Genomic DNA, 15065 nt, shown 5'->3' with positions numbered 1-15065 from the left:
TTCGGGAGGTCGGTATTTTTATGGCTAAATATAGTTTTGAACTCAAGGTAAAAATCGTTCAAGAGTATCTTGACGGGAAAGGAGGAGCGAAATATTTATCAAAGAAACACGGGATAAAGTCTGAAAGACAAGTAAAAGATTGGATCAATGTCTATCGAGAATTCGGCGAAGAAGGACTCCTTCGAAAACGGCAAAATCAAATTTATTCTGTTCAATTTAAGATGGATGCGATAGAGTTATATCAAACAAGTGAGCTGTCCTATCGTGAAGTGGCGAATCAATTAGGGATGAATAACCCTACGCTAATTGCCAACTGGATGAAAAACTTTCGTGCAGAAGGTTTAGACGGACTCTCAAAACCGAAAGGACGTCCAACCATCGTGTCTAAGAAAAAAGAAACTAAAAAGACAAATAAGGAAACACCTGAAGAACGCGACCGAATTAAGGAACGAGGAATTATCAAATTAAGTGCAACACTTTATCATAAAAGACTTCATATGGTGTTTTCCAGCCTAAACATTTTCTAGGTCTAAGATTCATTTTGTCAACGAATTGCTCTATAAACTCGTCTGTATAGTCTCCTATATCTTTTCTCTTAGGCAAGTACTCACGAATCAATCCATTTGTATTCTCGTTTGTTCCTCTTTGCCATGGCGAGTAAGGATCAGAAAAATAGAACTCAACCGAATGTTTTTTAGTAATGTCTGAATGTAATGCAAATTCAGAACCTCTATCGGAAGTAATGCTTTTCAAGTTCATTGGATTTAACGAGACTAGTAAACTGTCCAAAGACGAGTAAATAGCTGCTGCTGATTTATTCATAGTTCTTCCCGCCAATAAAAAACGCGATTTGCGATCTACTAAAGTCACTAGGCAATTCTTTCCCTTTTTTCCATGCACAGTGTCTATTTCCCAATGTCCTAATTCAGAGCGCAATTCAGCTTCAGATGGACGTTCATGTATTGCATGAGAAATAGGAAGATGCCCACGAGTTTCTTCAAAATCTTTGGTTTTTCGTTGCTTTCCCTGATGACGCAATTTGCGAATAGCACCTTTACTATCACGGGAAAGAGTGCTATTAAACAGTCCGTGATAAATAGCTCGGTAAATGGTATTGTAGCTCACCTGAACGTTGATATCTTCGTGTTTTAGACGATGCACTATTTGTTCCGGAGACCATTGACGTATCAGAAATAAAGGTTCGATGATTTTTCTTAGAGACGGATTAGCTAACAATCTTTTCCTACCGCAGCGACTACGATTCTTCTTATAACTATTTTGAGAGAAGTGAGGAGAATAGTATCTTCTCTCAGTATGCCGTCGTAACTCTCTTGAAATAGTGGACGGACTTCGTTTCAACAGTATTGCAGTGCGGCGGACTGAAAAGCCCATACCGTTATAAAGGTAGATTAGTTCTCTTTCCTTAATTGATAAATGTCTGTATGTTCCCATGATCGCTCCTCCTTCGTCTCTGAAAAATCCTTGTTTTAATTATATTAGAAAGACTAGGGAAACACATCGTGTTGCACTTGTATTGTAAAATAAAGACTAGAAAAACAAGTGCGTTCCCTTCAGATCGAGAATGCCTTTTTAAAAGAATTGAGGAAGCTGCGAAAACAGGAAGCCCAACAAAGACGAACGAATCAATCGCGCGAATCATCGACAGCCTCCGAGGATCATTCAAATTAATTGAGCTTCTTGAAACCTTGAAATTTCCTAAATCAACCTTTATGTATTGGCAAAAACGGTTTGATCGCGAAAATCCAGATCAGGAAATCGAAGAGGAAATGCTTAAAATAAGAGAGAAACATACAAATTATGGCTGCTTACGTATGACAAATGAACTGAAAGATCGAGGATTCCATGTAAACAAAAAGAAAGTGCAACGTTTGATTCGAAAGCTAGGACTAGAAGTCCGTTCCTTCACGAGAAAATCCCGCCGCTATAACTCTTATCGTGGGAAGATCGGAACGCTTGCGAAAAATCGAATTCATCGACGCTTTTACACAAGCATTTGTCATCAAAAGATTACAACAGATACGACAGAGCTAAAGTATTTTGAACCGGACAAATCTGGTATTATTCGTGAAAAGAAACTGTATCTTGATCCATTTTTAGATATGTACAACAGCGAGATTATCTCTTATCGCATTTCAGAGAAACCGAACGCATTGGCGATCATGGAGGCTTTAGAAGAAGCGATTCATGTAACGGAAGACTGCGTTTATCGACGCACGTTTCATTCCGATCAAGGATGGGCCTATCAAATGAAAGCTTACAATCATAAGTTGAAAGAATATAAAATCTTCCAAAGTATGTCCCGTAAAGGTACTTGCTTGGACAATTCGATCATGGAGAATTTTTTCAGTCTGTTGAAACAGGAAATCTATCACGGACGAGAATACCATAGCTTTAATGAATTGAAGCGGGTCATTGATGATTATATTCACTACTATAACCATGAAAGTATGAAAGGAAAACTCAATTGGCAGAGTCCGGTACAATTTAGAGAGACGGCATTGAAAGCTGCCTAAATAGAATTGACAATAAAAGCAACAAAAAAAAGGAGTGGATTTCTCCACTCCGAAAAAAGTCTAACTTTTGGGGGTCACTACAAAATCTTTCTCTTACTAATGTAGCTACTAAAGAAGAAGCCACCCGTGCAATCGAATACATGAGCCCGGATGATTTTAGCGAAAAGATTTCAAAAATCTCAGAGGGTATTGAACCGATGATGTTAGATATAAATAACAAAAGTGAGGTAGTCCAACTTAATGAGGCAATCAACACTATTGATCTTAATGGTAACCCTCTGGAGGAACTCACTGTGGTCAAAGCAACACTTAGTGATACAATCGCTTCGAAACAATTGGCCATCTTAAATAAACAGATAAAAGCCGGAACCTATGATAGCAACGACTCATTCGGTGAGGAATGGGATAAAAAAGGGAAGCTTAAACCTATGATAGCGACAGAATACGTACTAGGTGATGGAAAACATACGGTAAACAAAGAAATCAGAGAATTTGAAGTAAGACCAAAATATCTAGAGATTGAATTAAAGGTCAAAAATCTGACTGAAAAAACAATCAATTACTCGCCTTATATACAGTTAAGGCGTTTAGCTAAACAAGGGGATTTTTATACTGACTTACCTACAGACACAACCTATATTCATAAAATACCGTCAGACCCATTCAATACTTTCTACTATTTAGAAACTCCGGCCTATCCTTTACCAACAACAGTTGGAAAAGTTGTTGATCATATAGTTGAAGAAGAAGTCGATGCTCATCCCATTTTACCGGGAGAAACAGCCACGTTTACCGTCAATTACATCTTGGCAAACATAGAATACAGTAATTTATTTTTGAACTTGAACGCTTATAGTCCTGGAGATCGCTACATTCAAATAACCCAATGATTTTAAGCGGCTGAAAAGCTGGATTATATTAATTAATTGGGTTTAAATCATACCAGCGATGAAATGAAGTGATCGATGAAATATTCTCTGGCTTATTATAGGACCAAATAATTTGGCTGTGTCTCGTTCACTGAGGACAAAAGTCATTCTATAGTTAAAGTAAACTGCCCCTGCGATTTTTAATCGCAGGGATATTTGTCTTACAGCCGATATAGACTACTCCAATCAGCGCTAGGCATATCGAATAAGCGTGCCCAACCTCGCATCACATCCATTCCGGAGTGGAGAGATGACGGTTAGAGCAAGTTTACCTATGTGTATTTGGTTAGAGAAGGGCAGAATTTAGTTGTCGTTAGTTTTATCAGATATCCTTCAAGAAGGGTCCTCCTTATCTGTTCCGTTTTTGTTCCAGAGTTGGGTGAATCTTTGCCGAAGACTATCGATGGTCTTTTCTGGTGATAGATTCGGCGGCTGTGGAATTTTGTTATTAGTTTGTCTGTTCATTTTTTTTGCCCTAATCATTGATTTTGAATCGTTACCATTTCTCTGTGATAAACGATTCGGATTTCTAAGAACCTGTGAATCTGGCAGCGAGACAGCAGGGAAACTGGCAGAAGTATTTTCACACTTTACTGTGCCAAGTTCTCCAATTTTCGGTTCTGCAGATTCTTCTTCCTTCGCTGTTTTCACTTCTTCTAAAGGTTGCTTTTCCTCATTTTTTGGATCATTCTTCACATCGAAAATCTCAGTCTCTTTGGTCGTCACGATCTTTGCCGTAACAATAGAATCAAATAGTTTTACGCCGTTTTGTTCAAAAATATCTAAGTTCGTCAGTAATTCGCAAGCATCTTTGATTGCTGGTGCTGGCAGATCAGGGTTCACATCTTTGTACGTCCAGTTGTGTTCTTTTCCTAGACCATTTGTAAATGTCGCAACTAAATCATGTTGATTATTTATCATTTTGATTGTCCTTTCTCTTATTTTTTTGCGAAGGTAATTAGTTAATCTCAAGTCTCATTCGTTTCATCTGGACGGGCAAAGGGGATTAATGAACGGAAAAGTGATATAGCCTTCTGACCAAAGTTTCGTACAGGAAATACTTTTGAGCTTAACGCACGCCATTCAGGTGCCATGAAATAATCCTGAAAGTAGTAAAAGAAACGTTTCATGGTACGAGTAGCCTTGGTATTCATAAAAATCTTTCGGACAAGATCTTTCAGAAAATGAGCAAACTCCTCCGCACCAAGTTGGTGCCTTACTCGCAAAGCTAAAATATATTTTATGGTTAAACTGCTATTTTGTGTTTCGTAATAATAGTCGGTAATTCGTTTTTCTAAGGTTTTCGATTTCAAATTGAAAAGTTGTCGATGAGACAATGTTTGTTCATTCATGTGATATTTTTCCTCTCTTTCTTAAGCAAGTGAGGGTAGTGCATGCAATATTCTCACTTGATTTTTCCTTTACTAGTTTCTTTGTGGTTTAATGCTCAGCATTTTTATTTCGTCCGGTGACTTAACAATAAAGCACAAAATAAAAATAGGTCAAACCCGTGAAAATTGCATTTGGGCATCAAAAATGCAAGCTTTTTTACGATTGGTTTATTGGAAAGGTTGGTTTCATAGGGGCAGCCGAGAAAAGAGGATAGAAATAGCTGCAATTTTCAGGAGCAAATTCAATTTTGAACACTTTGACAAAGATAAAGTTTTGTGAACAAGTTGAAAGGTTGTCATATCAATGCCTTTGGAAAGAGTCGGCCTTTATTTAAGTAGAAACAAGTTGTGCGTGACGACGTGCACAATCCCAATATTAATGCTTTCTTAATAAATAGCAGAATGTGAAGTACAGAGAAATGAAATCAGTAGGGACATGCTTGTTATGATGAAAAAACCGTCATATCTGACGGTAATAGGTTAAAGGAGTTTTATCAATATCGGTAAGGCAATTGTAGAAAAATCAAATAGTACATGAATAATCCAGCTGGTCCAGATAGAATTGCTTTTGATTGCAGCTTGACTTAGCAAAAGTCTTGTAACGCCTTGAATTAGGATAATATGAATAAGTGTAATTACTACGCTGCCATTATAGTAGGTTGAGTAGTGAGCCAAACCAAAAATGAGTGCACTGAAAACATTGGAAATGAATAGGCCAAATTTACTAGTAAAAATACTTAAAAAGTAAATGCAGAATAGTTCTTCCCCCATCAAACTAATGGGCAATACTAGGAGTAATAGCGGTTTTACATTGATAGTATCAATCGGATTAGCTTTTAGATTCAATCCGAAAATTACAGTTAAAGCTACGCCAATAGCCATACTGATTATCCAGCTTAGTAAAAAATATTTAATTGTATTTTTTAAAGGATGAAGAGGTTTAGAAAAAAGTAAGAGTAATTCTTTTGGTGTGTAGACAATGGAAAAACCAATTAATGTTGTTACTACTAAGGAAACCGTATTGATGAATAGTGACCCATATAATTGACCAATGTATCCTAGAATGACAATTAAGGTAGCAAAAAATCCTTTTTTTAAATCAATTTGTTTGTGAAATAGACTGTTCATGAAAAAGCTCCTTTTAAATTTTTTATTAAAACGTTTTAACAGATTCGACTTAGTGAGTATATAGTATATCCATTGGAATTTCAGCTAACAGTTTTGCAACCTAATGTAAGGAATTTATCAGGGAAATCAAAAGTGTGTTTACGGAAGTAGCTCGTAGGAAAATTGAAATCAAGTCAAAATGAGGGATTCAGTTAATCTATTTTTTTGGGAAAAAACAATTATAATATTGTAAACCTATTTTCACGTAACTTATTATCGTTATATTGTCAAATTTAATGCTTAAATAATGCGTATTTGGATATTGTGAGCAGAATGTTTTAAAAATAAAATAATTCAAGTTACCATAATATTATAAAGCGAGGGGAGAGCATCAAAAGTAACTTTGAGTTTCTATCGGAAAATAGACAAAGATCTGTTTTAGAAAAGAATGAGTTGGAAACAAAATCGTAGAGACAAGAGTTGCGATTGCCCCAAGTCTGGAACCTTTATTATTTGATCTTACGTAAGTAATCACTCAAAATTAAAGGCTCTCAGATGCACGAAAAGAAGTTCCATTTTTATCACTATTGTTAAAGGAGGTGCACCATGAATCGTGGAATAAAAGCGATTGGGATTATTCTCTCAATTATAGTGATGTCGGTGTTCTTGATGGTCATTGCGATTAGTTCACCTTATCTGAATCTGCCGTTTGGGATTCGACGCACTGAATTTTTGAGAAATTCTCTATCAAATGATTATTTCCGCCAGTACTTATTTTGGATAGCCTTGGTTTTTACAGTTCTCTTATTGATTTTCATCTTGGTATTAATCTTTTATCCAAAGGTGAAACAAACATTTGTACTCAAGGAAGGGAAAGGTCGTTTATCTTTAGACAAAAAGGCGATCGAAGGATTTGTTCGTTCGAAAACACAGAAGGTCGGCTTTGTTTCTTCCCCTGATGTCAAAGTTCGAGCAACGAAAAATAAGATCAAAGTCAAAGTAAAAGGTCAATTGAATCGTACGTCTGCCCATGTTGAAAAAACAGAAGAATTGATGACAGATATCCAACGTGAACTGCAGGAAATTTTAGGTAGTCGTGAAAAAATCAAAGTGGATGTTGCTTATAAGTCTTTTGATGATGGGGAAGACAAGTATACTGCGAACCGCTCGCGAGTTGAATAAGGAGGGAGTCATATGAAAGATATCTTTAAACACTACAAACTCCCGATTATTTTCGGGGTCGTTGGCTTGATTTTAGCGATATTACTTGTGTCTATCGGTTTTTTCAAAACGCTATTGATTGTTTTGTTAACGGGTTTAGGCACAGCACTTGGTTATTATTTGGAACAAACAAACTTACTAGACGATTTTTTTAGCCGCAGGAATAACTAAATGGTTATCCGCTCCTAAATAAGATTGATGGACTAGCATGTGAAACAACTAATTTTATACAAACAGGAGGAATTTATAATGGAAAACAATTATGGAAACAAAAATGTAAACGAGAAAGCAGCGGTATCTGGACAAACCAATGCAAACAGCTCTTCAGAAGTGAAAGGCGATTTGACTTACGAGGACAAAGTGATTCAAAAAATCGTCGGTACGGCTATTGAACAAATTGATGGATTGTTAACAGTGGACGGCGGTTTCTTCTCAAATATTGCAGAAAAACTAGTGAATACAGACAACGTTACTACCGGTATTGAAACAGAAGTCGGTAAAAAACAAGTGGCTGTCGACATGGATGTTGTCATTGAATACGGACGCGATATTCCTAAGATCGCTGATCGCATTAGAGAAGTAATTCGTGACGAAGTAGCAAAAATGACGCATTTAGATGTTATTGAAGTGAACATTCATGTAGTAGACATCAAATCAAAAGCAGAATACGAAGAAGACAGTGAAACGGTTCAAGACAAAGTAACCAGCGCTGCGAAAACAACTGGTGAGTTTGCGTCAAAACAAACAGACAAAGCTAAAGGCGCTGTCAGCCGCGGAACAGATAAAGCACAAGAAAAAATCGAAGAAAATCGTGAATCACGAGTAAAATAATTATTTAATAGGAGGAATTTATCATGGGTTTATTATGGTCATTAATTATCGGAGCAGTTATCGGTGCAATCGCAGGAGCGATCACTGGTAAAGGAAATAGTATGGGATGGATCGCAAATATCGTAGCTGGTTTAGTAGGTTCAGCTTTAGGTCAAGCATTGTTAGGTTCTTGGGGACCTTCATTAGCTGGTATGGCAATCGTACCGTCAATTATTGGTGCGATCATTCTAGTCTTAATTGTTTCATTCTTCTTAGGAAGATCGAAATAAGTTTCTACTATATATTGACTTTTAATGATACGAGATCGACAGAAGCAGAGAACCTGTAAATGAAAAGATACAGCTCCACTGTGAAGCTTGTACCCAAAACGCATGCGTTAGATTTACAGAGTGTTTCCCCCGAAGAAGACTTCTATCTTATATAGAAAAGACAAGACAAAAAAACAATTAGGTATTAAAGCTCAATCATCATGGAAGAAGGAAAGCATGTCATGTGCTTTCCTTCTTTTTTTGTAGTGCGTCCGTTCAAGCAGGAATCATGAAGAGCTCGTTTTTTGTTCCCGTTTTTGGACTTGGGTCCATAACTGCGAAACAGCATTGAATGCGATTCGGATACCATTTACATTTATAGGAGCAAAGGAGGAGACAAAATGTTTTGTAAGAAGAGAATAAAAATCTATGCGCCAATCAGTGGAGAATTTATTGCGTTAGGAGATGTCGAGGACGAAGTTTTTTCGAGTGGGATGATGGGACAAGGCTTCGCTATTGAACCAATTAAGGACAGGATCGTCGCTCCGGCAGATGCCGAGGTAGTCAGTGCAAATCAACGTATGCGTCATGCACTGGGTCTGCGGTTAAAAAATGGCTGTGAATTGTTGATTCATGTTGGGATCGATACTGTTTCGCTGCAGAATCAAGGATTTAATGTTTTGGTAAAGGAAGGTGAGAAAGTCCGGCAGGGGGATTCATTGATAGAGTTTGATTCTCAAGTGATTAAGAAAGCTGGGCTAAAAAATACGGTCATGCTGATTGTAACGGAAACGAAGGGTCTCTCATTAGAAATTCCTTCAAATTTGAAAGAGATGACGGCTGGGGAAACATTGGCAATGACTCTCAACTAAGTGGCGTTTTCTATCAAGTTGACATATTTGTTATTAAAAACTATTTCGCCGATTTCTGGTTCCTAACCGTGGACTTGGGTCCAAAGAGCCTATGAAGGATTGTAACTGGTTTCATAAGTTGTTAATCTAAGGTCAAGAGATACGTATACTCAATAAAACGAATGGAGAAAAAAGATGAAAAGTAAATTTTCTCAGACAATGCAGGACTTTTCCAGAGCGGTGATCGTTCCAGTCAAGTTCATGGCGGTGATGGGGTTATTCCTGGCAATTTCTGTTATTTTACAATTGGAATTCATGCCGAATGTTTTACAGACCTTTGGCGGATTGATCAAGACGATGATGGACAGCATGTTAAATAATTTGGCATTGATCTTTTGTGTAGGAATCACAGCGTCTTTAGCAAAAAAGAAAAAAGTTGAGGCAGCACTTATATCATTGATCGCATTTTTATTCTTTTTGGCGGCCAACAATGCTTGGCTGACGTTAACGAATCAATTGGCTGAAGCGGGTGGAATGGGACTTTTTGGGACCGGTCAAGCGGTTGTTTTAGGATTTCAGGTTGTGGATATGAACGTTTTTCTAGGAATGTTGGTGGGCTGTCTCGTAGCTTTTATTCACAATCGTTTCTCAGATAAAGAGTTCGTCGATTTCTTAAGCATCTACGGCGGCTCACGTTTCTCCTTTATGATTTTGATCCCGGTCATTTTAGTGACGGCGATCGGCATGAGCTATATCTGGCCGGTAGTAAACGGCTGGATTTCGTCCTTATCAGGATTTATTTTGACAACTGGATTATTAGGCGTCTTCATTTATTCATTCGGAAATCGTTTCTTGATTCCAACGGGGCTGCACCACCTATTATGGATGCCGTTTTGTTTTACCGCTTTAGGCGGAACCGCAAAAATCGGCGGACAGGTTTACAATGGCGCGGCGAATATCTTTTATGCAGAAATGGCGAATGCCGGATCAATCACGACTTTGGATCCGTCCTTAAGGTTCGCAACGTTTGGGTTTGTAAAAATATTCGGCTCGATCGCCGTTTCCTTAGCGTTGATCCATTGTGCAAAAAAACACCGCAAAGAAGAAGTGAAAGGAATGATCTTGCCCTCCATGTTTGTGGCGGCCGTTGCAGGGATCACTGAGCCGTTAGATTTCTCATTCCTATTTGCGTCGCCGTTATTGTGGTTGATCCACAGTTTATTGACGGCCGTTTCAGAAACGATTCTTTGGGGAATCGGAGCGAGAACGTATATGCTGTACGGATTGATTGATACGGTCGTTTCAAATTCTGTTTTCAGTCCGTCAGTCACCAAATTTTATTTAGTGATTATTGTCGGCGTCATCATGTCGGTCATCTGGTACTTTGTTTTTGTTCTATTGATCAATAAATTGAATATCAAAACTCCTGGCCGAGAGGATGACACGGAAGAAGATGCCGTTTTGGCTACCATTTCGAATGGTGAACTTTCAGTCGATGGCGGCAATGACTTTGATTTGGTAGTTGCGGGTCTAGGAGGAAAAGTGAATATCGAGAGCATCTCAAACTGTTTCACCAGATTGCGAGTGACCGTCAAAGATGAAGCGTTAGTAGATTCTGCTCAACTAGAGAAAATCTCTCAGCAAAAGGGAGTCGTTTTGAATGGAACGAATGTCCAAGTGATTATTGGTATGGGGGTTCAAGGATTTAAAGAGGATATCTGCGAAAGACTAGGAATGAGTGAACCATAAAAATTAAGCAGTGGTTATTTTGAAAGGAAGAGAAGAATGATGTTGGAAAAACAGTCAGTTGTAATTGCAGGCGGAGGAAGTACCTATACCGCAGGGATCGTCATGATGCTAATTGAAAATCAGGATAAATTTCCTTTACGCAAATTAAAATTTTACGATAATGACGAAGATCGTCAAAATATTGTCGCAAAAGCTTGCGAAGTAATCGTCAAAGAACGCGCACCAGAAATCGAATTTTCAGCAACAACGGATCCGGAGGAAGCATTTACGGATATTGATTTTGTGATGGCACATATCCGTGTCGGTGGTCTATCAATGCGGGAAAAGGATGAAAAAATTCCGTTAAAATATGGTGTCGTTGGTCAAGAAACCTGTGGACCTGGTGGGATGGCCTATGGGATGCGTTCTATTCCAGGGGTCGTTGAATTGATCGACTATATGGAAAAATATTCGCCGGATGCTTGGATGCTTAATTATTCTAATCCAGCTGCGATCGTAGCAGAAGCGACACGGAGAATGCGTCCGAATGCGAAAATCATTAACATTTGTGATATGCCTGTTGCAATCAAAAAATCAATCGCCGACATTGTCGGTTTAGAAAGCGAAAGTGATATCGTTGATCGCTATTACGGATTGAATCATTTTGGCTGGTGGACTGAAATGACTGACAAGCAGGGCAACGATCTGATGCCGAAACTGAAAGAACACGTGGCAAAATATGGCTATGCGGCGGCTGAGGGTGAAGGAAATCCATTATTGGAAGAAAATAGTTGGATGGACACATTCCAAAAAGCTAAAGATGTTTATGCCGTTGATCCAACGACCGTACCGAATACCTACTTAAAATACTACTTGTATCCTGATTATGTCGTGGCCCACACGGACCCAAATCATACGCGGGCCAATGAAGTAATGGACAATCGTGAAAAAAATGTTTTCGCGGAGTGTGAAAGAATCGCGGCTGCTCAGACAGCAGAAGATACAACGATTGAAGCCGGTGAGCACGCAGAATTTATCGTTCAATTGGCCGGTGCGCTGGCATATAATACCTATGAACGGATGCTTTTAATCGTCAAAAATGAAGGTGCAATCGTTAATTTGGCCGACGATGCGATGGTCGAGGTACCTTGTATCGTCAGCAAACGCGGCTATGAACCTTTATGCATGGGAAAAATCCCTCATTTTCAAAAGGGGATGATCGAGCAGCAAGTCGCGGTCGAAAAACTAGTCGTGGATGCCTTTGAAGAGAAATCCTATCAAAAATTATGGCAAGCGATGACGCTCTCCAAGACAGTTCCGTCAGCCTCTGTCGCCAAACAAATTTTAGATGAAATGATCGACGCCAACGGTAACTGGTGGCCGGAATTAAATTAGTAATCGCCAACGGAAGTATTAATGATTGGAAACGATCATTAATACTTTTTTCTATCGAGAATCTTTTTAGGAAAGTTGAAATCGTTTTTTTGTAAGGTAAAATAAGAATAAAGGATAAGGAGGATGGTTATGCTTTTTTCCGATATTGTCAATCAGCATTATGAAACATTAAATGAGGTTGATATACAAATGGTTCACTACATCCGTGCCCATCCGAATGAAATGACGACGATGGGGACCAACGATTTTGCGAAAATCTGCCACTCCTCAAAATCTTCAGTGATCCGCTTTACACAGAAGCTGGGTTTTACTGGTTTTAGTGAATTGCGCAATTTTTTGAAATGGCAGAATAATCCGAACGAGGCTGTGAAGGACACGACCTTCAAGAAAAGGATTTTTTCTGACGCGGAACGTACGATAAAATATCTCGAAGATAACAACTGGGAGACAATCTATCGTGCACTTGAAAAAAGCCGAAATGTGTATTTATTAGGAACCGGTGTTAAGCAGCAGAACCAAGCAGCAGAATTGCAACGCTTACTGCTTCTAATTGGAAAACCAGCACAAATGATTCCAGCATCTTCACAATCCAATGAGTTTAAGCGAATCATGGAAAACATTACCGAAGATGATCTTATTTTTGTCTTGTCATTATCTGGTGAGAATCAGCATCTCTTTAATGTTCTAAATGTTCTTTCAACCTATCGTTCAACGATCGTATCAATCACGAATATGCAAAACAATTTATTATCTGGCCGATCCGATTATTCCCTTTATGCTTCCAGCAGCCGCAGTCCCAACCCGACTGATTGGTGGCTGCAGACTTCATCATCTTTCTTTTTATTGATTGAAGCCTTTGCTTTTGGTTATGTCGATTATTGTCGAGGTAAGTAGGAAGATCCGGCTAGAGAAAATAAAGTATCAGCTGTAAAAAAGACGGCGGATTTTTTTGATAGTTTCTAAAGGTAAGAAGGACTCATTTTTTTTGAGTTCTTCTTTTTTGCGTAGTCAAAAATAAAATTTTTCTCAGATGGGTAAAAAAATTTGAACAGGACATTTTTTTTTAATATTTTACTTTTGACGAAAAAATAAAAAAAAATAGTGGCACATTGCTCAATTTAAAACGCCATTATGTCATAAGATAGCAAATGGGAGGAAAACGCAATCTGCGAACAAGAAAATGGGCCATTAGCCGCTAATCTGCTGCTTAGTTATCGTTAGGAGCAAACATAACAACTGTGTTATTCTCGTACTAAAAAAAACTTTTTTGCCATTCTCTGCACTGTTTTCGTTGTCAGAGATAAGGCTGAATTCTTAAAAATATATAGACGAGTGAGAGGGAAGAATAGAATTGGATATCTATGAATTGCTAGATGAAGAACAACGATACCAATTGTTTATTGTTCGGCTGCTAGATCTGACGATTGATGAGTATATTTCTATATCAAAGCTGGAAGAGTTAACCGGTCAATCCACGTTTAAAATTAAAAAATATATCCATAATATCAATTATGACCTGCACAATAACGGCTTTGATTCGAAAGTAATCGTACAAGACGATGTGGTACAGCTTCAGGATATCGATTTGAAAGTGATCAAACTCTTACAGATTCACTATTTTGAGACGAGTCATATTTTTCCGCTGATGATCTATTTGCTGGAAGGGCAAGGGACGATTGATGGATACGCGCAAGAGCATTTCTTGAGTACGTCAAAAGCTTATGCTGCACGCAAACAGCTGATCACCTTTTTTAAACCACTGGGGATAAAAATAAAAAAGGGCAAGTTTGCAGGGGATGAACTTATGATTCGAAATAGTATCAGTACGATCATCTTTGAAGCATTGAATGGGTATTATTGCCCCTTTTCTGATTCGATCAATCAGGCGGCAAAAAAAGTCATTGAGTTTTTGACGTTCCACTTTGATTTGCGATTGACTCCGACGCAAAAGGGCAAGTTGAAGGTGTTAACGGCACTAAGTTTGGTTCGTTGCAAGAATGATCGTTCGCTTGATGATTCTTTTTTGTCTTCTAACAAGGTGTTTCAAACCGCAGAGTTGAATCAGCTGTCAGCGTATACTCAAGTTGACTCGGATAAATTAGTTGATGAATTGTCCTATCTATTAATGTTCTTGTATGTGGAAGGCTTACTGAGAAAAGCGGATGAAATTGAATTTAAGTTTGACTATTTTGCAACGATTGATACTAAGAGCCAGCAGATCAGTACCCAGATCCTTCATCAAGTAGAAGAAAAATATCAAATCCAGCTTCCCGAAGAAATCAGTCATTCCTATAGGCAAAGGGTCAGGCAATCAAACAGGCGGCACGCGATATACAGCTTCTATACCTCCAGTTTTTCAACGAACAAACAAATACAATCGGTCAATGAAGTCTATCCCGTTTACTCTGAAATTATTTGGGGCGTGATCAAAGAGCATCTTCCTAAAGAGCAACAGGATCTCAATGGACAAATGGTTCGTTTTTTTTATGACTATTTGTTTATTTTGCTGGATATTCTTCCGCCAGAGCAAGTGGAGAAGCCGATCGATGTGTTCGTTGATTTTTCACAAGGAAAGGAATATACGAAGTTCATTATTAAGCAAATTGAGGGATTTAAAGACCTGAACTTAGCGATAGGGGATCGGCTGACGAGCCATACAGAAATTTTAGTATCCAACTGTGTTGTTCCTCGCTTCAAAGGAAAACAAATTGTTTGGAAAAATCCGCCGGCTCCCAGTGATTGGGAGGTTTTTGGCGATTCAATCGTCCAAGTAAAAAAAGAACGATTACTCAATAGGGATATGAAAAGACTAGAAGATACAGGTGAGTAA

Annotated in this window: 15 protein-coding genes and 1 pseudogene; 12 read left to right on the top strand and 4 right to left on the bottom strand. The window is 38.3% G+C overall.

Translation table 11 applies throughout. From position 1 onward, the window contains the following. Positions 1 to 20: 20 nt before the first annotated feature. Positions 21 to 449, top strand: a pseudogene (locus I585_RS13540) (IS3 family transposase); the annotation flags it as partial. A gap of 10 nt (positions 450 to 459) precedes the next feature. Here I585_RS13540 and I585_RS13535 read toward each other — a convergent pair. Beyond that, positions 460 to 1452: an IS30 family transposase gene (locus tag I585_RS13535; protein ID WP_010740092.1), complete on the bottom strand. Its 993-nt coding sequence runs from the start codon at positions 1450 to 1452 to the stop codon at positions 460 to 462. 68 nt (positions 1453 to 1520) lie between these two features. On the opposite strand from I585_RS13535, the gene I585_RS13530 reads away from it, so the two are divergent. Together I585_RS13530 and I585_RS13525 are read left to right on the top strand one after the other, a co-directional pair. Further along, positions 1521 to 2534, top strand: a complete 1014-nt coding sequence (locus tag I585_RS13530) for an IS3 family transposase (RefSeq protein ID WP_010742354.1) — start codon at positions 1521 to 1523, stop codon at positions 2532 to 2534. A gap of 293 nt (positions 2535 to 2827) precedes the next feature. After that, positions 2828 to 3424, top strand: coding sequence for a hypothetical protein (locus I585_RS13525; protein WP_146751071.1), 597 nt, complete (start codon positions 2828 to 2830; stop codon positions 3422 to 3424). A 372-nt stretch (positions 3425 to 3796) separates the two neighbouring features. Here the strand turns inward: I585_RS13525 and I585_RS22920 are convergent, their stop codons facing one another. From I585_RS22920 to I585_RS13505, 3 genes are all read right to left on the bottom strand, one after another. Then, positions 3797 to 4384, bottom strand: a complete 588-nt coding sequence (locus I585_RS22920; protein WP_010742352.1) for a DUF2922 domain-containing protein — start codon at positions 4382 to 4384, stop codon at positions 3797 to 3799. Positions 4385 to 4431: 47 nt separating this feature from the next. Then, positions 4432 to 4815: a hypothetical protein gene (locus I585_RS13515; protein ID WP_010742351.1), complete on the bottom strand. Its 384-nt coding sequence runs from the start codon at positions 4813 to 4815 to the stop codon at positions 4432 to 4434. A 519-nt stretch (positions 4816 to 5334) separates the two neighbouring features. After that, positions 5335 to 5982 (bottom strand): CPBP family intramembrane glutamic endopeptidase, encoded by a 648-nt coding sequence (locus I585_RS13505; protein ID WP_010742350.1) that lies wholly within the window; start codon positions 5980 to 5982, stop codon positions 5335 to 5337. A gap of 585 nt (positions 5983 to 6567) precedes the next feature. Between I585_RS13505 and amaP the strand changes: the two genes are divergently transcribed. The 9 genes from amaP to I585_RS13460 all read left to right on the top strand — a co-directional run bounded on the left by amaP (position 6568) and on the right by I585_RS13460 (position 15065). Further along, the gene (gene amaP, locus I585_RS13500) at positions 6568 to 7143 is read left to right on the top strand and encodes an alkaline shock response membrane anchor protein AmaP (RefSeq protein WP_010742349.1); all 576 of its coding nucleotides are present in this window, start codon (positions 6568 to 6570) and stop codon (positions 7141 to 7143) included. 12 nt (positions 7144 to 7155) lie between these two features. Further along, complete coding sequence (locus I585_RS13495; RefSeq protein WP_010742348.1) at positions 7156 to 7353, top strand: DUF2273 domain-containing protein; 198 nt, start codon at positions 7156 to 7158, stop codon at positions 7351 to 7353. A 78-nt stretch (positions 7354 to 7431) separates the two neighbouring features. Next, entirely contained in the window at positions 7432 to 8013 is a 582-nt protein-coding gene (locus I585_RS13490; RefSeq protein WP_010742347.1) for an Asp23/Gls24 family envelope stress response protein, read from the top strand. A 23-nt stretch (positions 8014 to 8036) separates the two neighbouring features. Next, the gene (locus I585_RS13485; protein WP_010742346.1) at positions 8037 to 8282 is read left to right on the top strand and encodes a GlsB/YeaQ/YmgE family stress response membrane protein; all 246 of its coding nucleotides are present in this window, start codon (positions 8037 to 8039) and stop codon (positions 8280 to 8282) included. Positions 8283 to 8662: 380 nt separating this feature from the next. Beyond that, on the top strand, positions 8663 to 9133 hold the full coding sequence (locus I585_RS13480) for a PTS sugar transporter subunit IIA (protein WP_010742345.1): 471 nt from the start codon (positions 8663 to 8665) through the stop codon (positions 9131 to 9133). Between the two features lie 174 nt (positions 9134 to 9307). Next, positions 9308 to 10861 (top strand): PTS transporter subunit EIIC, encoded by a 1554-nt coding sequence (locus I585_RS13475; protein WP_010742344.1) that lies wholly within the window; start codon positions 9308 to 9310, stop codon positions 10859 to 10861. Positions 10862 to 10897: 36 nt separating this feature from the next. Further along, positions 10898 to 12235, top strand: coding sequence for a 6-phospho-alpha-glucosidase (locus tag I585_RS13470; RefSeq protein WP_010742343.1), 1338 nt, complete (start codon positions 10898 to 10900; stop codon positions 12233 to 12235). Positions 12236 to 12364: 129 nt separating this feature from the next. Then, on the top strand, positions 12365 to 13129 hold the full coding sequence (locus tag I585_RS13465; RefSeq protein WP_010742342.1) for a MurR/RpiR family transcriptional regulator: 765 nt from the start codon (positions 12365 to 12367) through the stop codon (positions 13127 to 13129). A gap of 457 nt (positions 13130 to 13586) precedes the next feature. Next, the gene (locus I585_RS13460; RefSeq protein ID WP_010742341.1) at positions 13587 to 15065 is read left to right on the top strand and encodes a helix-turn-helix domain-containing protein; all 1479 of its coding nucleotides are present in this window, start codon (positions 13587 to 13589) and stop codon (positions 15063 to 15065) included.

Origin of the sequence: Enterococcus malodoratus ATCC 43197, assembly GCF_000407185.1 — a bacterium.
GTDB lineage: Bacteria > Bacillota > Bacilli > Lactobacillales > Enterococcaceae > Enterococcus_A > Enterococcus_A malodoratus.
The sequence above is the reverse complement of the archived record's forward strand: the minus strand, read 5'-3'. Positions and strand labels throughout refer to the sequence as shown.